Below are 23,984 nucleotides of genomic sequence, written 5' to 3'. Positions count from 1 at the left end.
CGCCAAGTCTGTACCGGCGATGTGTCATCACGGAAACAAATATCCTCTTTGGGAATAATTCCGAATACCATCTCGACGAAATCTCCGTTTATAATTTTTGATCGTCGTTATTGATCTGTTTTTCTTTCGATCTGTAGCTACCATATTTTCCCTTTCCGAATTGCCAGGATAAAGAGAGTCCAAAAGAACGAAAAGGTAAAGAAAAGTTGCTTTTTTGCATCATACTGGAGGTCTGAGCGTAGCTGCTTAAATTCTTTATCTTATTGAAAGGGTCAGTCATTGTTATTCCGATTGTCGCAGTTTCTTTCAACAGCTTTTTCTTCACTGTGATATTCCATAGATTGAAAGCGGCAAATTCACCCTGAAATGTCCTTTGTGGGGAATCCCAGAAAATATTAGAATCAATGATAAAGCCCTTCCCTGCTGCCACCATTATCCCGACGAAAGTTTTATACAACAGATATACACGATCTTTCGTTAAGCTGGTGTTCAAAAAGTCGTTATCCAAATTATTGGAATAAGTATAGAGGTCTATATTGCCTTTGAAGTCAATTCGTTTGAACAAAGTAAAGGATCCATATATAGAGGTCCCCAAGCTCTTATTGCTACCAATATTGCCAAAGGTCTGCAAGGTCATCGTCCTGTTATTTTCAAAACGGTGCTGAAAGACCTGCTCGATCATATGGTTGATGGTTTTATAATAAATTGACAGACCGACATGCCCATTATTCCGGTTAAAGTTAAAATCGCCCCCGATTCCCAGCTGATGCATGATCTCCGATCGTAGATTTGGATTCCCCTGTATCTGATTAGCTCCATCGGTATTATTTTTAAAAGGGTTTAAGTAATAGAGGCTCGGGCGTTGGATCCGTTTGCCATATGCAATTTTGAAGGCTGTTTTTTTTCCATAGGTATAGGAAAATGCCAAATTCGGGAATAGATCGGTCGAACGGTTCGAAAACTTAGATACACCATTTGTCTCCGCTCCACCCCAGTTTGTTCTTTCCCACCTCAAGCCGGCACTCAGGTTAAATAACTCCCCGATCGGCAGAACCGCCGCCACATAGCCTGCCAAGATATCTTGCCTATATTTAAATAGATAACTACGCTGGGCGTCAGCAACCATTCTATTTGCCAAACGATCCAAGCTGTCTATGGCAATAAGCGCATTGACATTGCGTTTTACCATTTTTACTCCAAAGTCCATTGCTATGGCTCCGACCGGATACTTAAGGTCCAATTGTGCTGTGTATTCATGGCTTGAACCTTGGTTATTTCCAACTTCCCGTCGACTATTGTAATCCGAACGATAAGCCAATCCATTGTTGCCCTTTGCATATTGAGTCGACAGCAGGAGTTCCTTTCCCGGAGCTCCAAGCTTTCTGACATAATCTATACTCATATCCAGGTTGCTTGCCGGCTGTTTGTTGTCAACGGCCCCCAGGATCACGCTGTTTTCACTGGGGTAGGTACTTTCAATATGATTGTCTGTGATGACTGTAAGCTTGTTAAAATTGAGGTTTGACACCAGTAGATTATTCGAATCTAACTCATAGTCCATCGCAAGCGCCAGTTGCCGGCCATTCCTGCGGTTCCGGCTCTGATTTACCTGGGAGAATATTGCTTCTCCAAAGGCAGATAAACGCTCCGACCGGATGACACTAGCAATGGGATAGCTCCAGGAGCTGCCGATACTGGCTGTAAGGCCGAAGTTCCCCATCCTACCCGCAATATTTCCCGCTATGTTGCTCCGACGTGTTTCAACTGAACTGACCACTCCGCCATTTAGACCGTCGACAAGTCTTTTATTGGTAATAATATTGATAATGCCTGCAGCACCTTCCATATCGTATTTAACAGATGGGTTTGTCATGATTTCAACCGATTTAATCTGATCTGATGGAAACATGCGCAATGCATCAGCGCTATTGCCTGTAAAGATAGCCGATGGCTTGCCGTTGATCAATATTTTTACCTGTTGATTTCCCCGTAGCGCAACTTTCCCATCTGGGCCAAGGGACACCATCGGAAGTTTCCTAAAAACATCTTCTCCTGTGCCACCGCTTAACGATGGCTCATTTGCAACATGGTAAACAATTTTGTCCACCATGTTCTGGATGACCGGAGGCCTCTTTGTGATGTCGACTATTTCCAACCTGTTGCCCGGTACGATAAAAATAGTGCCCAGATCTATGGGTTTCTGATTATTGGACCTTTCCATAAGTTCGAGCCATTTCTCTGTATAGCCTATGGCGCTTATCCTTAGTTTGATAATATAGGCTGAATCTACTTTTACTTCAAATCTTCCGGCATCATTTGCTGCTCGGGCCAAGGTTTCCTTTTCATTCCGAAACACCTCCACATTGGCAAAACTGATGGGCTTATCCGTTATTGAATCTTTGATCTGTCCGTACAGAAGCAGTTGTTTTTGTGGAATTATAGTCCACTGTGCGGACGACCACAATGGCCAAAGAAAAGACCATATAATAAGAAGTATAATTCTGCTAAGCATTTTTTCTTTTAAAAATAGAACCGCCGGATGGAAATGATAAATTCTTTACGTCAATGGTCCCGTATTTTACACAAATCGCTATAACAGGATTAAAATTATGTTCAATTTTGTAGCAGTGAATCTTAAGAACAGGAAAAAGCGATGAACAACTTAACAATTATATCTGCGTAATGAATCGAAAAATCTATGAAATTATAGTGCTCGTATGGTTTCTATCTTCTGTCTACCTGATCGTTGGAGCTATTGTATTTAACAAAGCTTCATTTATGGGAATTGCCCTGATAACGCAATCGCAGGTGATCCTATTGCTCATTATCTTATTGACGGCAGTCTATATTTTTCCTAAAAATTGGGAGAGAAGACGGTGGGGACTGATTATCGCATCGATTGTCGGTTTGAATCTCCTGTGTGTACTGATCCGTTATTCAATCGAAGAAATTATCTTCGTTCGCTATCTCGGGTTTCCAGAAACAAAAGATTTAAATCCACTATTTTATGTTTATGACAACTTTTATTATTCCCTACCAGGTTTCTTTCTAGGCTTCATTACCTTTCTGATTTTTAAAACCATTGCTATCGAAAAGCGGAACAGTGAGTTGAAAGCTGTAGCGAAAGAAGCTGAATTGAGTTTTTTGAAATCTCAGATCAACCCCCATTTCCTCTATAATATTTTCAATTACATGTATGCTGTTTCGTTGCCCATTTCGGCAAAGCTATCCGAGACCATCAGGAAATTAGCAGGGACAATGCGCTACACCCTGACGCAATCCAACGTTCAGATGGCCCCTTTGACCGATGAAGTCGAATTTATCCAAAATTATATTGATCTGCAGTCCACACAGTTTGAGCAGGGTATATACTATAGCTTTACAAAAAAAATTCAGGACGATAATATCTTATATCCGACTTTGGTGCTCATTACGTTTATTGAAAATGCCTTTAAGCATGGAATAGTCAGTGACCCAAAATTTCCCCTAGAAATTGTTTTGGTATCCACAAGGAAAAAGGTGACCTTCCAGGTCAAAAATCACATCAATCAGCAGTTGAAAGATTCCGGTCATGGCATCGGGCTAGCTAATGTAAAACGGAGACTGGAAATTCTATTTCCCTCAAGTCATTCGTTTCATATCTCAAAAGACGAAATGCTTTATTCAGTTCATCTTGATATATATTTAAATGATGGAAAATAAGGAAAACATACGCTGTATCATCGTTGACGACCAATTATTTGCAATGGGAATATTGAAAAACCACCTACGGCATTTTCCTGAAATCACATTGGCGTATGCAGGAACCAACATTTATGAAGCCCTGCACATCATTGAAACAACAGCAATTGATCTCGTTTTTCTGGATATACAAATGCCAACGATGAGCGGTCTGGAATTTATGAAACGTTGCCAGAATCGCTGTAAATTTATATTTACAACAGCCTATCCCAAGTATGCGATCGATGGTTATGAGCATGATATCATTGATTTTCTGCTCAAGCCCATCACGCTTGATCGTTTCAAAAAGTCCATTGTCAAATTTCATCAGCTCAACAAGCTCGCTGATCAAGAAAATAGCCTTCTGGAGACAGGCCATATCTTGATAAAAGGCGATGCCAAACAGAAATATTTTAAGGTAAAACTGCAGGATATCTATTATGCCAAGGGGCTAGACAACTATATCCGTATCTATACAAGGGCAGGCTCGATCATTACCTATATGAATCTCAAAGATCTGATTGGACAGTTGCCAGCCGATAGTTTTTGCAGAATTCACCGGTCTTATATTGTGTCTCTTCAGCATATTACCTATGTCGAAAAAAGCCTCGTTAAAGTTTCAGCTGATACGATTCCCATCGGGTCCTCCTATAGAAAGCAGTTTTTTCAAGTTTTTCAAAAATCACCCATGAGTAGAAATACATAGTGACAGCCGGAATTTCGATAAAAGGCATAGCAGATAATTTACGAAGAGAGGCCTATTTACCGAACAACTCCAGTGCTTTTATTATTTTTCGGTCTTTTTTTAAATCTTCCAGGTTATCACCTTCTAGGACTTCAACATCAGGTAAAATATTGGATTTATAAACTTTTAAATTTCGATCCACTACATAGTCCGTTGACAGATTAATTCCTGCATGATCGTTTATTTCAAAGCCCTGTACTGCTGTGGTATAATTGGCTGTTGGTTCCCCTACAATAAATGTGTTATTCCGTCCGATGAAAGAAAGCGCAATCATTTCACCTGCACTTGCTGTATAGCAGCTCGTTAAAATAACCAATGGAACATCCGTTTGTATCGGATGGAACAAAGCTGTTTTTCTGTCCAGCACATTTCCATCAATCAGCAATTTTCCTGCTTTGATCTCCCAATTGCCCGTAGGTTTGTCCCGGGCATCCCTAAACCCACCGAAAATGATGTTATTTCCAATAAACTCCTTCAGGCCCAATAAGATCGGGTACATATTGCCGCCCGTATTTAATCTCAAGTCTATAATCCAGGCCTTGATTTGAGCTGAATTTATGGTATTGACATGTGATACGATATCGTTTGCTAAACTATCTACTTTTTTAAACGCAAAATCACGGTTTCCAACAATCCTGATATACCCTATTTTTTTATCAATGATCTTACTACATGTTTTATTTTCAATTTTTAGCTTGTCCTTTAGATAGACATTTGCCATTGCATGGGGATTGTTCCATCCGTATGTTTTTCCTTTATATTTTAGACCGCCGTGATAATCATAAAGCTGTTTAAATACACCCTCATATAAGGGTGCAGTCTCATCTATCGTGCTTAAGTTTACAGATTTACGGTATAAGTCACGTTTTATGGCTCCGAGGTTTTCCGTATGGATTGAGTTGGCTGCTATCAGTTCAATCGTTTTATCGATAAATGATTTTACGCTGTCATTTTTAAAACCTTGCGAAAACGAAAATGTCGAAGATAATAGCAGCCATAGCAATAAAAAAGATCTGGTCATCATTGAGCTTTGTCGTGATTTTAAAAGTAGCTATTTTATTACTGAATTTAGCATTCTTTTTTTTTTCAAAACTAATCGTTTCTGTACGAAAACCGTTCGAATAACAGACGAACTAAACCGTATAACCTACTTGCCGCCGTCTTCCAGCAGCGCATTGACACACCATAGATAAGGAGCCTGTCCATGGTAATCGCCTGTATGGCGGGGACGATCATAATAATACTGTTTATCGTTCTTTTTATTGGTCCCCACACAGACATTGGATACAGCACCTTTATCGTCCACATATTTGGTTAATCCCAACCAGGCATTCCGGGCTACCGGGCTATATTGTTTACTATTTAGCCAGCCCTGTTTAACGCCCGATATCATTGCATAGGCAAACATTGCCGATCCGGAAGTTTCTTCCCAACAATCCGGTTGATCGATCAATTGATTCCATAAACCACTTTTCGACTGGTATTTTTTGAGGCTCTTCATCATCTTCAGATAGCCTTTCAGGATACGGGGCCGATCCCGGTGATCCCGTGGCAGCATCCGCAATAATTCCGTCATCCCTGCTGCCATCCATCCATTGCCCCGCCCCCAGTAGAAAGGGACATCCGGCGCATGATAGAACAAGCCATTGGAACGCTGTAAATCGTCCAGATAAAGCACCATTTCCTTAGCTGCACGATCCAGATATTTCGGATCGGCCGTTGCCCCGAAAGCCTGTGTCTGTAGGATCGTAATCATGTACATATCGTCGATCCAAAGACGCGTCTGCCAGGAATAGCCTTTCTGGGCCCAGTCTTTTTCAGCCTGACTGGCGTTTTGCGGTACTTCCCATTGCGTATCAGCGTAAGGAAGTCCCAGATCCAGGTAACTTTTATCCTTAGTGAGTTGATAAAGCCGTAAAGGGAGACTTCCGAACATATTTAAGTCGACGTGATTTTTGATCGGCAGCAGGTTCTGCTCAACTGACGTTAATTTAGAAAAGCGGTCTTTCATCGCCTGCATCAGCTGCTGATCGTCAGTCAGGTCAGCGTAGTTAATGGCACCCGTCCAGTAAAAAGTCTCGGGATAACTGATCCATTTACCCGCATGGAGCATATGTTTGCCGGCGACGAAACGGTGCGCAATTCGGTAACCTACTTCCTTTGGCCCCGCTCCCGCAGGAAAGTTTGTTAGTTCCGTTTGTCCAAAACAAAATTTAAACGGAAGAAAAAGTAAAAACAAAAACACATTTTTTATCATAACAAAAAGCATTGATTATTAATTCATTGAATTTAAAAAAGGTCAAAACCGATCCGCGTCATTGCAGACCGGTTCCGTCCCATAAGGCATGACTACTCCACTTTGGCTTCATCCGCAACAGCATCCTCCCACTTATCCCATACCGGAGTTGCCGCGTTATAACCATCATAGCCATAATTTTGCTTTAATTGCCCTTTAATATTAGAGGTTATCGCTACATTGGGAATTGGCCAATACATATTCTTTTTATCCATGGTGTACTTGATATCACTCAGACCAGTAGCACTCACGTGAATGACACCTTTATTGTACAGGCTGTAATGCACGATACGCTGGTACCAGTAGCTTCCACCGTTAGCATCTGTACCGCTCTGCTTATCGAAATTTTCCAGATTATACACGTTCCCCCATTCATCGGGCTTACCACTGCGGGCCAGACACAGCGATACGCGTTTCAGTTCCACATTCCGCCATTCCTCCCAATAGAGTTCACGTGCCCGTTCATTCATAATATCACCGATAGTTACGGCGCCCCGGTACAGTTCCGTACATTTTGCCCGTTGACGAACGGCATTCAGATCATCTTTTATCGTTCCGTCAGCGGGATTGATATAATATTTTGCTTCAGCACGCAAAAGGTAAGCTTCCGCCAAACGGTACAGATACCAGTCGGCGATACTACCATTCGTTGCGCCTCTTGAACCGTCCGAACCGCTGATATTCGCCTCACTGACGGGATCATCCAGAAAAAACTTATAATGCGGCACATCAAACCAACGACGGATGGAATCTGTACATAATAATTTGCCCGTTTCCGGATCTTTCAGTGTGATCGGTTTTCCAAAATCTTTTGACTCTTTGTTATTTACCTTATAATCTTCCATGCGTACCCAATTTCCTACTTTGGAACTGTGGCGCAAGTCGCCCTCATCCAGTTTACCGTTGACAGACCATACCCCTTTTGACTGGAAAGCCGTAGGCCTGAAAGTCGCAATACCACGGCCAAAGGCCCGCATATAATCGTATTTTGCATTGTAATCCGAACTGTTCCGTTTAATATTCAGCAAGGCCTGCTTCCCATCAGTGGTCTGGATCCGGCTATCGAATACAAAAGGATATAAAATACGCATGGTCAGCATTTTCACAAAAGACTCTGCATCGGCGCCACGATTGGGCATCCCCATGATCACCTCGCGATTGGTTGGGATCAATTTATTTTCAGGGCGGTGCATATCCCAGATGACGTTGCGGCTAATGGACCAGGTCTGCGCCTCCCCTCCATCGTTGAACGTTCCAAAACTTTCGGTCATCAGGGAATACCCCGATTGATCAATCAGGATATCCGTCTGTTCTTTGGCTTTCTGGTATTCCCCTAGGGCCAGGTAACATTTCGTCAGCAACATCCGGCAGGCTCCCTTATTGATCATGCCGATCAGGTTCATATTTTTCTGGTCCGGCACCCATTGTACGGCAAATTCCATGTCTTTGGTGATCATCTGTAAAATGGCGTCACGTTTGGTACTGCGGTAGTTCTGCTTTGGCACATCGATAATGGTCGTCACCAATGGGACGTCACCGTATTCAAATACCAATGCCATATACCGAAAAGCGCGGTGAAAGTAAGCCCGGCCTTTGTAGGCATTTTTATCCTGTTCGCTCAAGGTCTCTACCTGATCCACATACTTGATAATGGTATTGGCATAACTGATGCCTTTATAGGTTTCCTGCCATAAATACCACATACTGTTTGAGCGGTCCAGATTCTGCAGGGTGGAGTTGTCGCTGGTCGGTGTAAGCATGTTGGCGACGTCTGCCATCATACTGCGTTTGTCCGTATTGCTTGCGACCATCAATTCGGAGAAGATGTATTCTGTCCCAAGGGTCAGCATTTCATTATTATCCGTGGCCCAATACCCTTTCAGATGACGGTCGCAGATGGCCATGGCCGACAGCAGTCCCGACTCGGTATTAAAGGTCTCATTGGGTAAATAGATAGACAATGGGTCAGGCTGTAGAAATTCCTTCGAACAGCTGCTTATGGCAAGTATACCGGCAAGCATCATTGCGATACCTCTGCTGATAGATCCGGATGTATTTATTGTATATTTCATAGTTATCAATTCATGAGGTTATAAAGACAGATTCACACCAAAGGTAAACACACGGGAGGCCCATCCCTGGGGATTATTGTCGGGATGAAATGTTTCAGGATCGCCAAATTCCCAGTCTTTGGTCCAGGTAGCCACGTTGCGCACGGTTCCGTATAGCTTCACCCGGTTTAAGTTATACCTGGATGTCAGCGATGCCGGTAGCGTATAGCCCACAGAGATATTGTCCAGACGGATAAAGGAACGGTCGTAAAGCCACCGGGCACCCTCTGCCCCTACGGGTCCTTTGGCTTCGATCCGGCCATAGCGATCCGTTGGGTTGTCCGGCGTCCAGTATTCTTTGGCCGGCAGATTAGCCAGCCCGTACGCCATCCGCCCCCCGTCATCATCATTGTTCAGGTAATTGCCCGACAAGCTTTTATGCCCCATATACGAATAAATATTAAACGAAAAACTGAGGTCTTTCCATAGCGTAAATTCATTGCGCATTGCCCAACGAAAACGAGGGTCGGTCTGTCCTAAGAACACCTTATCATTGTTGTTGTAAACAGGTTTCCTTCCGGCGTCATTTACGACATCATCGGCTGTATAAGGATTCGCTACCTTGGGGTCGCCCGGTGCCTGTCCATATCTGGCCGCTTCCGCAGCTTCATTGGCCTGCCAGATGCCCGTCACCTGATAGTCCCAGATCGCGCCAATGGGCTGACCAATAAACCATCCATTCGAAATCTCGTCCATTTCCTTTCGTCCCACCACGTTTCCATTTGCGTCCAGCACGTCTTCGTAATTCTTATAGAGATGCACAATCTGATTCTTGTTGTATGAGAAACTGAAGGTGGTGGACCATTTCAGGTTGTCCTTTTGCAGGTTGACCGTATTCAAGGTCAGTTCAATCCCTTTGTTGTCCACTTGCCCCAGATTTGTCGTGATGCTGCCAAAGCCCGTAAAGTTCGGCAGCTTCTGCTCCATAATCATATCATGGGTCTGCATCAGGTAATATTCCAAACTACCGGAGATCCGGTTCTTTAAAAATCCAAAGTCCAGACCAAAATTCCATGCTGTGGTCTTTTCCCATTGCAGGTTGGGATTGGCCAGGCGGTCAACCATCAGGTAACGGTACTGGACCAGTTCCCCGGCAGAGTTGAGGTAGCCATGCATTTTTCCACTGCCGGCATAGAGGTTCGCAAGCGCCAGATTGGGATCTGCAAGCTGGCGGTTCCCATTTTTGCCGTAGGAAGCACGCAGTTTACCATAATCCATGACATCCGTCCATTTAAAGAATTTCTCTCTGGTGAAGTTCCAGGCCAGCGCCACGGAGGGAAAAGTAGCATAAGGATTAGACGTTCCGAAAGCCGAATAACCATCTCGCCTGATGGAAGTGGTCAGCATATACCGGTCATCATAAGAGTAAAACAAACGTGCCAACAAGGCATCCGCCGTTTGATGGCTATCATAACTATCGAAGTTGCTATTTTCTTTTGAGCCATTTTTGGTATTGTGGAAACCAAGCGCATCTGAAGGTAAAATGTTACGAGCCTCGATACGGTCTTTCCAGGACTGCTGTTCCTCGGCCTCCTGCACCAAGGTCAACATCAGGCGGTGCTTATCCGCAAAGGTGTGCTCCCAGTTGATGGTATTATTGAGCGACCAGTCAAATCGTTTTGTCTGTTCACGGTTTGCACCCCGATCGGCAGGATTAGATCCCGGGAGCTCCGCCGACATGAAATAACGGTCATGGAAATATTGCAGGCGCGGCGATGCGTTAAAAGAATACGTGATATTGAACGGTAATTTTACCTTCGCATTGAAGATGGAATTCAGCACCGTGTAGCCTTTATCCAGTTCAAGATAGTTCTGCAAAAAATCATAATTATAGCCCCGCTGGCTGAACTGTTCGCTGAGTGGATACTGTATCGGGTTGCCATTGGCATCGGCATAATCCGCGTAAGGGCTATTACGCAGCGCCTGATCCAGGTCGATGTCTATATTTCCATCAGAGCGATCCTGAAAATTAACATTCGCCCCCAGCTCCAGCCATTTGTTTACATGCGCATTGATTTTCATATTGGCCCGGACGGCCTTGTACGTGTCACTGATAACAGCACCTTCATTTTTAAGGTAGCCCATGGACAGGTAATAGTTCACCTTATCGCTCGCCCCGCTGATACTGGCATTATAATCCTGGTTGAATCCCGTGCGAAAGGTATGGTCTGCCCAGTCCACCGCCTTTCCGTTCAGGAAATTCTGTAAGGCATTTCCCTGCAGTCCCAGACGGCGGCCCCAGATGCTCTGATCGGACTCCCCATTTTCGTTTGTCGAAAGCGCACGCCAGGATTCCAGCGATAAAGATGACGGCAGTTGATCCGGACTCAGGTAAAACCCATAAGGCACCGCTAAGTTTCCGTTGTCGTCGCGCGTCTGATAAGCTTCGTACAGCCCCGTTTCCGGATTAATACCATACGTATTTTTCGTATACCAATCCGCTCGATGTTGCATGTAAGCGGCGGGATTGAATCTTTTGCGGTAGTTGCTCAATTGCGTCGCACCTGCGTTCATGGTCATATTGATTGTCGGCTTGCCCTGTTTGCCTTTTTTTGTGCTGATAATAATCACGCCACTGGCCGCTTTTGAGCCGTAAATTGCCGCGGCCGAGGCATCTTTTAAAATGTCGATCTGTTCAATGTCATCCGGGTTGATTTCCGAAAGTTCACCATAGAATATCATTCCATCGAGCACGAGCAGCGGATTATTATGGCCGCTGTTACTATCGTAAACCGATCGTTTACCGCGTACCTCGATCGATCCACCTCCTTTTGCCGAAGCGTCAAAGCCGATATTCATTCCCGCTGTACCACGCAAGATATCCTGCACCGTTTTGGGGTTTTCATTGGCTATTCGATCCGGTAGGATCTGTGTCACTGAACCCGTCAGGTCTTTTTTACGCATAGTACCATAGCCCACCACCACGACCTCCTCCAATTCATCTGCCGATGAATTCAGGACGACATTCAGCACCTTAGCCCCGGTAAGGGAAATTTCTTGGCTCTTGTAACCAAGAAGCTTGAAAACAAGCTTTTCTGCATGCGGAGACACCGAAATGGAATAGGAACCATCGGCCCGCGAGGCTGTACTCATTATACTCCCCGGCACACTGACGGTGACACCTGATAACGGCTGGCCCTTGCCATCCGATATTTTACCCGTAATTTCACGGTTTTGAACAATCGGTCGGGTAATTGATTTTAATGCTGCGTTGGCGTTTAATGCAGTAGCCGGACTACCAAAAGCGACCAGACATAACAACCAGGATGAGGATATCCGATGGCTTTGTTTAAGTTTACAATAGTTTCCCATAAAGCAATATTCACTTCGATTGATTTAGAAATTTTACAATTGGTCTCCTTGTAGTAAGGAATTTTAACTGTAAAAGTGAAGATTAGCATTTACAAAAACAGGACCTATTCGTCTCAAAAAAATGCTATTTTGTCTCAATAACACGATATTCAATATACAAAATCAGTATATATCCGAGATCCACGGTCAATTAGTCGCTAAACTCAGAGAAATTCTTGTTAATGAAAATTTAACTACAACGTTTGCGTAATTTAACTACAACGTTTTCGTATTTTTCTTATTACAGACGGATAGGTCGGTATTTTAATAAAACATATGTTGAAATACAGTAAAATAGAATAACTCGACGAAAAAATCTGGCCGGCAGATAGATTTTATATCAGAACGACCGGGTAAAGGCTAAATGGGGCGACAACCTTAGCATTGAATCAGAGTATACCTCAGTGCAACGAAAATATTCATTGCACTGAGGTTTGGAAGAAAATTTACCGGAACTATAGCTTTGTGTTCTGCAAATTTACGCTAATAACTGACCACCTTCTCATGAGTCTGGAAATTGTCCAGGGAGAACATGGTCTTTTTATAATAGCTGACAAAAGAAATACTTCCTTTGGGCTGGATGTCAGCGGGGAACTCCACGGCAAAATCCAATGGCGCCAGGAACAGTGAATCCCGCTTATTGTCTGATCTATCAAAATATACCCGAGTTCCCTGTAATGGTGTGAAACCACTACCGACCGTCTCAACGAAAAATATAGCCTGCTTTCGGCCTCCCGGCGAAGTCGCGAAATTGCTGAATACCCTATTGAGGCTCAAAACCGTCGCACCGTAGCGTTCACCCTCCACAGATGCCGTTGCTGTCATTGCCTTCGAACTGTCTCCTTCGGCACTAAAGCCACGGGCACTGACCGTGTAGCGCGTTTCCTTCAGCTTTTCCAGAAAGATATTTTTTTCCTTTCCGATCTCTGAAGCCGTAATATTATAATACGATGTGTCCCGCAGCGCATTTAAGTCGTTGGTTACCACCAAACGTATCCGCCTTATCTTTGGGTCGGTACTCAAACGCATATGCACCTGGGCCCGCCCGTTTCCGGGATATATTGCCAATGAATCCAGGGCTCCGGGATAATAGCGTTCAGCATTTTCCAAATAGGCCTTATAATAGTGATCTTCCTTCTTACAGGCCGCCAGTCCAACTATAAGTGCACATATATATACTATTTTTCTTTTCATAATTTTCACTCATTACAATTAAACAATCATCTGCTAACGTTGTCCCCAAAGGGTGACCTCGGACATGATAATGGCGGAAGGATTTTTGTCCGAAGCTTCAATACCATTCCATGTACTTAATACCTTGATACGGATATAACGGTTCTTATAACGGGCATCCGTAGGATTTACATCCGGAAAATCCCATTCCTCACCTTGTTTTACATAATTTTTATCATCCGTTGTCGCTGCCTGCCCGAAGGGTAGCCCCGAGGGTCTCACACTTTCAAACGTTCCCAATAAAAACCATTTGTCAAAACTTGGGTCATTCATATCCGGACTGTTAGATCCCCATACCTGGAATTTTTTAACATGGGTAGTCGTGTAGGAACCGTTCAGATCAGACATCCGCGGCCAGGTCTTGATACGGCTCAGAATGGACGGTACCCCAAGATCTATCGAGAAAGAAAAAGGAATCGGTGTCGATGCAAACCAAGCCTCGTCTCCATGTGCCGTCATCTTGTTATCCCATAATGTCTTATATTTCAAACTACGTCCACCATAAGTTCCATTAAACGTATCCCAGTCGCCACCGATGGCACCTACCGCAATCTGGGTCAGCTGCCAGGTATCTTTGGGAATCAATATTTCTTCCAGTGGCGCCAGTTCCTTTGAAATGGTATCCGAATTATTGCGCCATTTATCCTGAATAAATACCCCAAAAGTGCTCATGCCTTCGCTTATGCCGCGTACACGCAAGGTTTGCGTTTCCAGGCTCGTATAGGCTGTATCAATATTTTTCCAGTTGTTTTCCGCATCCTTTTTCATGACAATGACCACCAGCGGCTGTTTCTCCTTATTGTCAATGTAAATATTGACTCCGCCATAGGTGGAATTAAATTTTGAATCGCTTTTCAGGCTCTCCGAAATCAGTCGGTTATATGGTGTAGCCACGTCGACTGTCACGACGATTGGCTTGGACGTGACCTCGCCAACACTTACAGAATAAAGTTCAACATCATACCTGCCCGCAACAGAAAAACCTTCCACCCGAAGCGAATCCTTGTACTGTGTAGATTTAGTCTCTACACGACTGCCGTTGTTCAAGACATAGACCGCCTTTACATAGCGAAAATCCTTATCTGTGGGGAGGTCATATTTGATTACAGCAGCCCCGGCCAATGCATAGGTACGCACATTGGTCACTTGCCCTGCTACAGCACCTTCTTTGATCGGCTGTATCCCCACATCCTCCTTACATCCCTGAAAAAGAGCAATAAATAGCCCCACAAAGATCAGGAGCTGGTGTAATCCTTTCGTGTTATATACTAAGTTCATATTCATTATTTTAAAAACTACCATCCATAATTTTGAACCATTTTGGGATTCCTACGCAACTCCGCGCGGCTGATCGGCCAAAAATAATCCCGCTCTGTAAAACTCGGGGAATAGAATACCATCTGTCTGTAGTAAAGATTGGGGTTTTGCTGATTCACATCATTGCCCACGACCTCCTTGCTCAGTTCCTCCGTCCCATCTTTCCAACGGCGTAGATCCCAGAAACGTTTACCTTCAAAGGCAAGTTCTATCGTCCGCTCATCCTTTATGATTTTCCGCAAACCATCCTTTGTTGCGGGGCGGCTCGGGTAAATGGAGTACTCCTGCCAGGCTGCCTCTACCCCTTTTAACCCTGCTCTGGCACGTACTTTATCAATGTAGGATACCGCTTCCGCCGTGGGGCCGTTCACTTCGTTAAGTGCCTCGGCATAAAGCAGGTAAAGGTCTGCTAAACGGATCACGGGAGCAATGAAAGATACAATACTCATTGAATTGGAAGCTCCGAAGGTATTTTCATAATTCACATATTTTTTAACCCCGTATCCCGTGACATTATAGTAGGTACCATTGTTTATCCCCACATTTCCCCCTAGCCGATAAAAGGTACTGAAGGCCGCTGCTTCTGTCGCATTACTCCGCATAAAATAACGTCCGCCATCGAAAGAGATATTGCCATAGAAACGTGGTTCGCGGTCCAGATGCAAACGAATGGTCTGGTTGTTGAGCGCCACATCATATTGGTACTTGGGATCAGTCACATTGACTACCTCAAAACGCTGGCTATAAGGATACGTTTTGTCCTCGTCTATGGGCACGCCATTGGCGCTATAGTATTTAGCGATCATATTCTGACTAGCCGAAAGAAAGGAACGAATACTTGCATTCGACTGCGTATTGGCATCCCATCCGCGGGGCATATAGGATAGCTGAACGTCGTTGCTGATCAGATTATTGGAGTAAAACCAGAGTCCTTCCGTATTATCTTTATTTTGACAAAAAGCCAATCTTGAGCTCAGCTGGGCGATAGCCTCAGGACGGGTGATGTTAACTCCAGGTGGCGCTTGCCAGACAAATAACGACTTGCCCCCTTGCTCGGCGGCTTCAATAGCTTCCCGGCATGCGTTGGCGGCACTGATCCATTTCTCCGCCGAATAAGTGGTATTAAAGAGCTGCTTGCCGTTCTGATTTTTGATCGTAGCCACCAACGATTGGTTGCCATTGAACAGCGGACTTGCGGCGTACACCAGTACCTCTGCTTTGATTGCCTTAGCAGCTATCCGGTTCACACGTCCCATTTCGGCATTCACATCAACCACATTGGGGTCAAGAAACTCCATGGCACCATCAATCGTTTTGATAATATAGGTAAACACCTCATCGACCGGCTGCCGCTCAACGGCATAGTTTTCCAGGTCCGATCCTACCGGGATAAATTTGTCCATGATAGGAATAGGTCCATAACGTTTCAATAATTCATAATGGTAAAAAGCTTTGAGAAATGTTGCCTCTGCTTTCCATTTATCACGTTCTTCGATAGGCATATCCGGTACCTGACCGATACTATCTATAAAGATATTGCAATCCGAGATACCGCGCCAGAGACTGGATGTACCATCCCATTCGTTGAGCAAAGGGCTATCCGCATTCTGTGCACCACGGAGAATATTTTTACCGGCTGACGCGATCTGTTCGTTTGTCCAGATCTCTCCGGCACCCATGATCGCGGGGTTAGCATTATAACCACTAAAATTAGGCATGGCGTTATAACATGTAGCCAGATAGCGTTCGGCCATTACCCTACTTGCAAAAGCATGTTCGAGTATCGGTACATTATCTGGTACGACATCCACATATTTGCTGCAGGATGCGCTTGCAATGACCAATAACACACCAATTAAATATTTTGTAATTTCTCTTTTCATAATTAAAAGCTTGCATTAATACCAAGGTTAAACACCCGTTGTAGCGGATAGCCCAATCCATTACCACCGAGCTCAGGATCCCACATTTTGAAACTGCTGAACTTCAGCAAATTGGTTGCGCTGGCATAGACCCTAAACCGCTGAAATTTATAGCGTTTGGCCACTGCCGGATTTAATTCAAATCCAAGCTCGACCTGTTTGAGGCGAAAAACATTCCCATTACGCATCCAGAAGGTACTTGTCTGCGTATTATTCGCCATTGGCGTACTACTCAATCGCGGCCACAGGGCATAAGGATTCTGGTTACCCTCCGACCAATAGCTGTCTGCCCAGACCTGTAACACGGCATTCGGCGCCGTTACGCTGCCAAATGGAGCTGATCCAGCATAAGTCGGATTGATAAACAGGGAAGTCTGCGCCATACCTGCAAAAAAGAAAGAAAAATCAAGTCGTTTATAGCCGGTACTCAAGCCAAAACCATAATTGATCTCGGGAGTTGTCGGCAATCCAATAGGCACCATATCATTGGAATTAATGACGCCATCTTTATTGATATCCAAATATTTTATGTCCCCGCCGAGTACCTGCTCAGAAAAAGTTTGTGCCGGACTGTTGCGTACTTCATCATCATCAATAAACAACCTTTCGGCAACATATCCTCTTTGCTGTGTGGCGCTTAGACCAATCCTACTTAAGTAAGGATATTCGTATTGCGGTTCTTCGTAATTAACGTATTTACCGGTCGCGTAAGTAAAAGTACCCCGGGCCTGAAACCATAGGTCGGAGTTGACAGATTTTGAATAGTTCATTTCGGCATCAACACCCCGTGAACTATACTTGCCAACATTGGCCAGGATATTCGCCGAATAACCTGCCGTAGATGGAATAGAAGCTCTGGTCTGCACGATATTCGAGCGCTTTTGGTTGAAATAGTCAACAGTCAATTTAAATGCGCTTTTAAAAAGTCCCAGCTCAAGACCAAGATTGGACTGTCTGGAAATCTCCCATGTGATGTCGTTGTTCTGGTATTGTCTGATATCGATACCATTGATCGTTCGGCGGGTTTCGCCGGGCATCCCCCATGTATAGGACTGATTCCCCGAATTGAGCTCTACATCCGAAAGATAAAAGAAGCGGGAACTTGTCGCAGAAATCACGTCATTTCCCACCAGACCGTGTGTGGCCCTCAATTTAAGGAGTGAAACAACATCCCTATAGGGTTCCATAAAGCTTTCATTCTGTACATTCCAGGCAAGGCCCGCTGATGGGAAAAATCCCCAGCGATGTTTATCTGCGAAGCGTTCTGAGCCGTTATATCCAAAGTTAAATTCTGCGGAATAGCGTTTATCGAACGAATAGGTAAACCGTCCCGAATAGGAAACATTGCGGTATGGTAACGTATTCAATAAAGACGGGGTACGGGTATCAGGCTCCACACGGTCCTGCATTGCTGTTAAAAACATTCCGCTGAGTGCGTGTTTGCCAAATGTACGGTCATAGAGGATCTGATTTTCCAGACGGAAGATAGCAGCGTTGGTACGATCTGCGGGGCTATAATCCAGATATTCTGTTCCCTGCTCAGGATTGAGTGGGTTATAATAGGGTGAATGGCTTGCGTCATAACCCATAAACTCATAATAGAAAGGTTTGTACTGTCTATTTTCGGCGAAATAAGAATTACGCGTCACGTTGAGCATACCACGATAACGGAGACCTTCTGTCAGGAAATCCAACTTTTGGTTCAATTCAACAGAAAGGACAATATTGCTGCGCTTGTAGTTTTGGTACCCCTTTACCACCTCGGCATAGGAGTTTAGATAACGTCCATCCTCTGCATTTCCAAACATAGGATGCCGGATATAGGACTGTTCTATTCCAGGTCTGTATACAGGTTGAAAAAGAACCGGGTTTGAACGCAGGGCATATCTGAATGCATCAGCTCCCCCCACAATCGGACCACTGTAATCCTGAAGATTGGCCAATGCTCTTACAGCAAGAGTGGTCGACTTGGTCACATTGATATTGATGTTGCTCCGAAGGTTATACACCTTGAAATCAACATTGTTATTGAAATTATTCAGGGGATCCACTTTGATCAAGCCAAAGTCTCTGGTCATATTCCCGCTGATATTATACTGGGCAATCTGACTTCCTCCGGTAATGGTCAGGTTATAGTTCTGGGTATTGGTTTTTTCTTTGATCAACATACCGAGCCAATCGACAGCAGGATAGGCATAGGGATCATCTCCGATTTCAGTTCGGGCAATTTTTTCCGGAGAATAGAGGTTGCGGCGTTCTGTCAGCGGGTCGCGGGTCATATAGGCTTCGTTCTGCATTTTCATCCAGGTGACCGGATCTGCGATCTTCACCTTTTCCGTTGGTGCCGACAGGCGTTGATCCACGCGAAAATTAAGACGCGCCGGTCCCTCTTTCCCCATTTTTGTCGTCACGAGTAATACACCGTTCGCTCCCCTTGAACCGTATACCGCCGCCGCTGCGGCATCCTTCAGCACCGAAAAACTCTCAATATCATCCACAGGGATCCGGGCGAGGTCGGTCGAGGTGACCTCCATATTGTCCACCAAGATCAGCGGCGAATTATTGACACCGAAGCTCCCCACACCGCGGATAAAGAAGTCTGCATTGTCGAGCCCAGGTTCACCACTGCGCTGAAAGGAGATCATCCCCGCAACCCTACCCTGTAAGGCTGTGGTGAGGTTGCTGCTTCCGGTACGCAACTCCTTTGGAGATACCGTAGTGACTGCACCGACCACACTCTCCCGTAAGGTTTTCTGCCCAAATGCGGTAACCACAACCTCATCCACATAAGCCGAAGACTGCTCTAAAATAATGTCTATTTTAGTCCGTCCGGCTATTGGAGCCTCTTCTGTACGATAACCTACCATTTTGAATACCAGCACTTCCGTGGCAGGTACCTTTAGAATATAGTTACCGTTGAGGTCTGTGGTCGTTCCTACACTAGGTTTGCTTTTGAGATGGATGGTTACACCTGGCAATATGGTACCGAGAGAGTCCTTGACCGTACCTGTCACTTGCACTTCACGCTGGATACCCCCACTTGCTAGGCTTTGCGACTGGTTCTTTTTTTCAGGTTTCGGTACGATAACAACAGTCCCGTCATACATTTGGTAATCTAAAGGCTGGTTCTGCAATAATTGTTTTAGCGCAAGCTCCAGCGGTACTTTTGTCAAATTGATATTGACATTGGAAGCTTTCCTTAGGGTGGCTTCTTTATAAATAAAGCGATAACCTGTCTGTGCTTTAATTGCTCCCAAGGCATTTTCCATCGTTGAATTGTTCAATTTAAGGCTAACTTTCTGGGCCAGACCTTTTGAAGCTGCACTCAACGTCCCCATAATTACGAGAAATACAGTAAGTTTCATGGTTAGTAGTGTTTTGAACAGCATATGGCTACGCCATCTGACAAATAGATTTTGCCATATATACTTAAATTCCATACATTTGATTAGATAAGGTTTTACTTGTAATTGTGTTAGTACTATAGTTCGTTTAGAACCTTATATGCTGACTGGGGGTATTCCAGTACCTCCAGTTTTTTTTAAGATCCTTTGTTGTGTTGCTTGTTGATTATTTTGTCATTGACCTCCTTTTTGATTTTATCACTAATGTTCTATTGTTGATCTGGATATCCAGACCGGTTAGCCCTTCCAGCACCGCGCATACCGCCCGGATAGATTCAGTTCGTTTGATTCCCCCTGTAATTTTGTCTTCACTGACCGCATGTTTATATTCGACATCAACATCATACCAGCGGGCAACCTCGTTCATGATACTCTTGAGGTCTTTTCCGTCAAAATAGAAATAACCTTCCTTCCAGGCGAGGGCTTCTTCTGGATCCGCTTTTACCACAGTGATCCGGCTATTGTCGATCAAGGTAGCGTTCCCTTTGTCTATCAATACAGAATTGTCGGCGACACTTACCTTTATCCTTCCTTCGGTCAGGATTGTCTTGATCTGCCCCTGTTTGAGATGCGTATTGATGTTAAAAGCTGTTCCCACAGCCTCAACAGTAGATTCACCCACTGCTACGCGAAATGGCTTGGAAGGATCCTTTGCAACCTCAAAAAAAGCTTCACCCTTAATCGCTACGCGGCGTTCACTGCCCGTAAATACAGAGGGATATTTTATTTCAGAATCGGCGTTTAACCAGACAACCGTTCCATCATTCAATTGAATACGATAGGTTCCGCCAACAGGTACATTGAGTTTATGGATATGTACCTCGTCTTTGTCTGTCGCTGCATAGTCCAATTGATTATCCGCTATTTTCATCAGATTTCCGCCTTCACGGATTGTCGTACTGTCATCCCCGCCCAAGCGTATCGTCTCGCCATTTGACAAAGTCAACACGGCCTGCTGTTTTCCCGGAAGTACATTTATATTTTTTTGAGCAACGATGTGAACTTTTTCAGCTCCGGAAAAATACGGTACAGCCCAGACTCCAAGACAGAGGGCCGCGACAATAGAGGCTGCCACCAACCGTCTTCTTTTCTTTTGTTGTTTACGAATTAATTGGGCCTTGGCCAAAGTAGACTCCCATCTGAGCTGTATATCGTTGCGCATATGGCCATTGAGCAATTCGCGGATTTCCTCCTGCTTGACCTCCTTATTCTCCAACCAGATCTTTATCCGTGGATATAATGCCTGAAACTGCTGCAACTCCAACAGTTCCTCAGCGGTGATTGTTCCACTGAGGTACCGTTCCATTAATTGAGCTATCCTTAAATAATTTGATTCCATAATTTAAATATATGAGGTCATGTATCCGTTATAGGTACCCGGAAAAAGACGCCATCTATCCACAAGACGCGCGAGCAGGAAGAAAGGATGACAAGAAAATCAAAAAAAATTAAAATAGTAGGATTTTGATGGAACGAAATACCGGAAACAAGACTTTTTTAAGTGTTGCCATAGCCCTGCGTTTTTGGGTCTTGACGGTATTGATCGAAATTCCGTAGCTTTCAGCGACCTCCAGATTCGATTTCTCCTCAATGTAAGCCATTTTAAAAATATTCTGACTGGCTTCGGGGAGATTACGGATGGAAGCATAGAGCTGGTTAATGGCTTCCGCGTAAATGATATTTTCCAATAGATCTTCATCGGATATTTCAGTAGCCGGATTGACCTGACGATATTTATGGATTACCTTTACTTTTCGGAGATGACTTAGCGAAGCATTCTTAACCATCGCATAAATATAGGATTTAGCAGCTTGGCTATCCTTTGGAAGGACAGTATCCTTGTCCAGCAATTTAACAAACACATCCTGTACAATATCCTCCCCCGTCTCGTTACTGCCCACCAAACGGCACGAAAGTTCTACGAGCCCGTAATAATTCTGCTCAAATAGTGCTTTTATCTTATTTTCCATTAGGTTCGACGGCATGAAACTGAACTGGTTAAAATCGATTACTTCTGGCAATTAATATAGCAATTTAAAACTATATTCATACAATTTTAACAGGAAAGGCTTTATTATTTTTCAATCTGAAAGAATGTCAAAATAGATCCCGGTACGACGGTAATTAAGGATAGTATATAAACCCAGAAAGCCAAGAATATTCTTGGCTCAATTATTTGTTATGCAAAGCTATGATCTTATGACATCCTGTTGCAGGCCTCCATGCTACCGGATACAGGCAAGAGTCTAGGATCGAAATCACAATGGCGTTGGAATCGTTAAGATAATTCCGCGGTTTCCGTTTCAATGATATAAACGAGTTCATATTCGCCCTCTTTATACGGAAAACGGTTCATCTCATCAAGCTCCCGGGTCATTTCGATACAATCCAAAAAGTTTTGTTTACAGCCTTCGATCGTGTCCCCATAAGAGGTTAATACAACCGGGCAGTTGACCGTTTTGGCCCAGAAGCCTTCATTATGCCTTTCGATTCTAATTTCTAGTTGATTCATATTTCTATTTTATGTTTGGCGCTATTCTGTGAGAAAAATACTTCTTTTTAACATGGTCTCTGCAAGAAAATAGAGGCCTTTTTCGAATTATTTTGCCGAAAAATAGTAAATAAATTGGTTTACCCCGCCCTTGTTCAAGACTAGATTTTATTTTTTTTGGGCATTAGACCTTATCCTACTTAAACAGAGCAGGATAAATTTTCAACAATTGGACGCCATCCACTCATGGCTTTATAGGATTTATCGCTTGGCCGCTTGATAATTCTTTTTCCGAACCACCAAGCTGATAACCCATACTGCAAGCAAGATCGCCAATATAGCACCGCTTTTAGCATTGATACCCGGAAAAAAATTGTTAGGAGAATGAAATGCGCTTATGGCAACAAGGGAACCTGTCGTGTCGGCAACTTTTCCTATTCCCCAACTTCCCAATACCAAAATAACAAAAAAGGATACTTGTATAGGCGTGAAATCAAAATTCAGATGCCATAAAAACCATAGCACAGACAATAAAAGTATATTATGTAATGGTTTCAATGCCTTAAATTCCTGGTAGATAAAGCCGCGCCATCCGATTTCTTCCAGCAGACCATAGACGAGCACTGAGAAAACAGCTAAATATGGAATCGTACCTTTTACCAAGTATGATACGGCACTAATTAAAACAACTGGTAATGCCCAATATAGGGCAATCGGGAGGCATCAAATAACTGCTTGATGTTTTCTGGGCTTGGAATTCTCATACAGTTTTCATGCTTTTATAAGAGGTATCGCTTAGCCGCTTAATGATTCTTTTTCCCTGTGTTGTTTGATACAGAAAGGATACACCGCCACTGACGCCGTATAAATCCATCTTATTAAGCGCTTCCACATTCAGGCTCAGCCACATTACATGGAAGATACTTAAGCTATCTCCATGCGAGACGATGATTATATTTTCATCATCACTAGCCATTATTGTTTCATAGAAGGGTGCCATCCTTTGCCATACATCAGATCTGGATTCAGCATCACTAAAGCATTTATCATGGATAGATATTTCTTGCTTCTCCATATTTTCTTTCAGCCATTGTACAGATTGGCCCACCGCTTTCCCCAGATACCTCTCTTTTAATGCATCAGTAAACTGTACCGGTATATTAAACTGATTTCCAATTATTTCAGCAGTCTTCCTTGTTCTGCTAAGCGGTGATGAATACAATAAAAAGTTGGTATCCTGAAACTCAGATTTTAAGTTGTCAGCGATATTTTCTGCCTGTCGAATTCCTGTTTCTGTTAATTTCCAATCAGTCCATGAACCAATCATTCCATTTTTGTGATGCAAGGATTCAGGATGTTGTACGGTAATGATATTTTTCTTTTTAAACATGGAT

Annotated in this window: 16 protein-coding genes; 2 read left to right on the top strand and 14 right to left on the bottom strand. The window is 43.8% G+C overall.

What is annotated here, in order from left to right; translation table 11 throughout:
* Window positions 1-88: 88 nt before the first annotated feature.
* Window positions 89-2,512, bottom strand: a complete 2,424-nt coding sequence (locus D7322_RS15630) for an outer membrane beta-barrel family protein (protein WP_121125226.1) — start codon at window positions 2,510-2,512, stop codon at window positions 89-91.
* A gap of 170 nt (window positions 2,513-2,682) precedes the next feature.
* On the opposite strand from D7322_RS15630, the gene D7322_RS15625 reads away from it, so the two are divergent.
* Together D7322_RS15625 and D7322_RS15620 are read left to right on the top strand one after the other, a co-directional pair.
* Window positions 2,683-3,702: a sensor histidine kinase gene (locus D7322_RS15625; protein WP_121125225.1), complete on the top strand. Its 1,020-nt coding sequence runs from the start codon at window positions 2,683-2,685 to the stop codon at window positions 3,700-3,702.
* Entirely contained in the window at window positions 3,689-4,426 is a 738-nt protein-coding gene (locus D7322_RS15620) for a LytR/AlgR family response regulator transcription factor (protein ID WP_121125224.1), read from the top strand. The genes D7322_RS15625 and D7322_RS15620 overlap by 14 nt, the downstream gene beginning before the upstream one ends.
* Before the next feature lie 52 nt (window positions 4,427-4,478).
* Here D7322_RS15620 and D7322_RS15615 read toward each other — a convergent pair whose 3' ends face one another.
* From D7322_RS15615 to D7322_RS15555, 13 genes are all read right to left on the bottom strand, one after another.
* Window positions 4,479-5,489 carry a S41 family peptidase gene (locus D7322_RS15615; RefSeq protein ID WP_121125223.1) on the bottom strand — a complete coding sequence of 337 codons (1,011 nt, stop codon included), beginning with the start codon at window positions 5,487-5,489 and terminating at the stop codon, window positions 4,479-4,481.
* Window positions 5,490-5,612: 123 nt separating this feature from the next.
* Window positions 5,613-6,722: a glycoside hydrolase family 88/105 protein gene (locus D7322_RS15610; RefSeq protein WP_121125310.1), complete on the bottom strand. Its 1,110-nt coding sequence runs from the start codon at window positions 6,720-6,722 to the stop codon at window positions 5,613-5,615.
* Between the two features lie 92 nt (window positions 6,723-6,814).
* A complete protein-coding gene (locus D7322_RS15605; RefSeq protein ID WP_121125222.1) occupies window positions 6,815-8,833 on the bottom strand; it encodes a RagB/SusD family nutrient uptake outer membrane protein in 2,019 nt (672 codons plus the stop codon).
* Between the two features lie 18 nt (window positions 8,834-8,851).
* Complete coding sequence (locus tag D7322_RS15600; protein WP_121125221.1) at window positions 8,852-12,184, bottom strand: SusC/RagA family TonB-linked outer membrane protein; 3,333 nt, start codon at window positions 12,182-12,184, stop codon at window positions 8,852-8,854.
* Between the two features lie 522 nt (window positions 12,185-12,706).
* Window positions 12,707-13,417 (bottom strand): DUF4998 domain-containing protein, encoded by a 711-nt coding sequence (locus tag D7322_RS15595; protein ID WP_121125220.1) that lies wholly within the window; start codon window positions 13,415-13,417, stop codon window positions 12,707-12,709.
* Window positions 13,418-13,450: 33 nt separating this feature from the next.
* On the bottom strand, window positions 13,451-14,734 hold the full coding sequence (locus tag D7322_RS15590) for a DUF5000 domain-containing lipoprotein (RefSeq protein WP_183078724.1): 1,284 nt from the start codon (window positions 14,732-14,734) through the stop codon (window positions 13,451-13,453).
* A 17-nt stretch (window positions 14,735-14,751) separates the two neighbouring features.
* Window positions 14,752-16,656, bottom strand: coding sequence for a RagB/SusD family nutrient uptake outer membrane protein (locus D7322_RS15585; protein WP_121125218.1), 1,905 nt, complete (start codon window positions 16,654-16,656; stop codon window positions 14,752-14,754).
* Window positions 16,657-16,658: 2 nt separating this feature from the next.
* Complete coding sequence (locus D7322_RS15580) at window positions 16,659-20,060, bottom strand: TonB-dependent receptor (protein ID WP_183078723.1); 3,402 nt, start codon at window positions 20,058-20,060, stop codon at window positions 16,659-16,661.
* A 205-nt stretch (window positions 20,061-20,265) separates the two neighbouring features.
* The gene (locus tag D7322_RS15575) at window positions 20,266-21,438 is read right to left on the bottom strand and encodes a FecR family protein (RefSeq protein ID WP_121125216.1); all 1,173 of its coding nucleotides are present in this window, start codon (window positions 21,436-21,438) and stop codon (window positions 20,266-20,268) included.
* 109 nt (window positions 21,439-21,547) lie between these two features.
* Window positions 21,548-22,084: a sigma-70 family RNA polymerase sigma factor gene (locus D7322_RS15570; protein WP_121125215.1), complete on the bottom strand. Its 537-nt coding sequence runs from the start codon at window positions 22,082-22,084 to the stop codon at window positions 21,548-21,550.
* A gap of 293 nt (window positions 22,085-22,377) precedes the next feature.
* Window positions 22,378-22,611 (bottom strand): hypothetical protein, encoded by a 234-nt coding sequence (locus D7322_RS15565; protein WP_121125214.1) that lies wholly within the window; start codon window positions 22,609-22,611, stop codon window positions 22,378-22,380.
* Window positions 22,612-22,851: 240 nt separating this feature from the next.
* Complete coding sequence (locus D7322_RS15560) at window positions 22,852-23,253, bottom strand: CPBP family intramembrane glutamic endopeptidase (RefSeq protein ID WP_183078722.1); 402 nt, start codon at window positions 23,251-23,253, stop codon at window positions 22,852-22,854.
* Window positions 23,254-23,350: 97 nt separating this feature from the next.
* Entirely contained in the window at window positions 23,351-23,980 is a 630-nt protein-coding gene (locus D7322_RS15555; RefSeq protein WP_121125212.1) for a histidine phosphatase family protein, read from the bottom strand.
* Window positions 23,981-23,984: the final 4 nt, after the last annotated feature.

Origin of the sequence: Sphingobacterium puteale (genome assembly GCF_003627955.1) — a bacterium.
Lineage (GTDB): Bacteria > Bacteroidota > Bacteroidia > Sphingobacteriales > Sphingobacteriaceae > Sphingobacterium > Sphingobacterium puteale.
This window is presented reverse-complemented; position numbering and strand designations above follow the sequence as displayed.

What these genes read in the sequence shown, in the direction of transcription:
- D7322_RS15570 (WP_121125215.1), bottom strand. Translation starts at nt 22,084, where the DNA reads ATGCCGTCGAACCTAATGGAAAATAAGATAAAAGCACTATTTGAGCAG.
- D7322_RS15605 (WP_121125222.1), bottom strand. Translation starts at nt 8,833, where the DNA reads ATGAAATATACAATAAATACATCCGGATCTATCAGCAGAGGTATCGCA.
- D7322_RS15585 (WP_121125218.1), bottom strand. Translation starts at nt 16,656, where the DNA reads ATGAAAAGAGAAATTACAAAATATTTAATTGGTGTGTTATTGGTCATT.
- D7322_RS15615 (WP_121125223.1), bottom strand. Translation starts at nt 5,489, where the DNA reads ATGATGACCAGATCTTTTTTATTGCTATGGCTGCTATTATCTTCGACA.
- D7322_RS15555 (WP_121125212.1), bottom strand. Translation starts at nt 23,980, where the DNA reads ATGTTTAAAAAGAAAAATATCATTACCGTACAACATCCTGAATCCTTG.
- D7322_RS15625 (WP_121125225.1), top strand. Translation starts at nt 2,683, where the DNA reads ATGAATCGAAAAATCTATGAAATTATAGTGCTCGTATGGTTTCTATCT.
- D7322_RS15575 (WP_121125216.1), bottom strand. Translation starts at nt 21,438, where the DNA reads ATGGAATCAAATTATTTAAGGATAGCTCAATTAATGGAACGGTACCTC.
- D7322_RS15595 (WP_121125220.1), bottom strand. Translation starts at nt 13,417, where the DNA reads ATGAAAAGAAAAATAGTATATATATGTGCACTTATAGTTGGACTGGCG.
- D7322_RS15610 (WP_121125310.1), bottom strand. Translation starts at nt 6,722, where the DNA reads ATGATAAAAAATGTGTTTTTGTTTTTACTTTTTCTTCCGTTTAAATTT.
- D7322_RS15590 (WP_183078724.1), bottom strand. Translation starts at nt 14,734, where the DNA reads ATGAACTTAGTATATAACACGAAAGGATTACACCAGCTCCTGATCTTT.
- D7322_RS15565 (WP_121125214.1), bottom strand. Translation starts at nt 22,611, where the DNA reads ATGAATCAACTAGAAATTAGAATCGAAAGGCATAATGAAGGCTTCTGG.
- D7322_RS15620 (WP_121125224.1), top strand. Translation starts at nt 3,689, where the DNA reads ATGATGGAAAATAAGGAAAACATACGCTGTATCATCGTTGACGACCAA.
- D7322_RS15630 (WP_121125226.1), bottom strand. Translation starts at nt 2,512, where the DNA reads ATGCTTAGCAGAATTATACTTCTTATTATATGGTCTTTTCTTTGGCCA.
- D7322_RS15600 (WP_121125221.1), bottom strand. Translation starts at nt 12,184, where the DNA reads ATGGGAAACTATTGTAAACTTAAACAAAGCCATCGGATATCCTCATCC.
- D7322_RS15580 (WP_183078723.1), bottom strand. Translation starts at nt 20,060, where the DNA reads ATGAAACTTACTGTATTTCTCGTAATTATGGGGACGTTGAGTGCAGCT.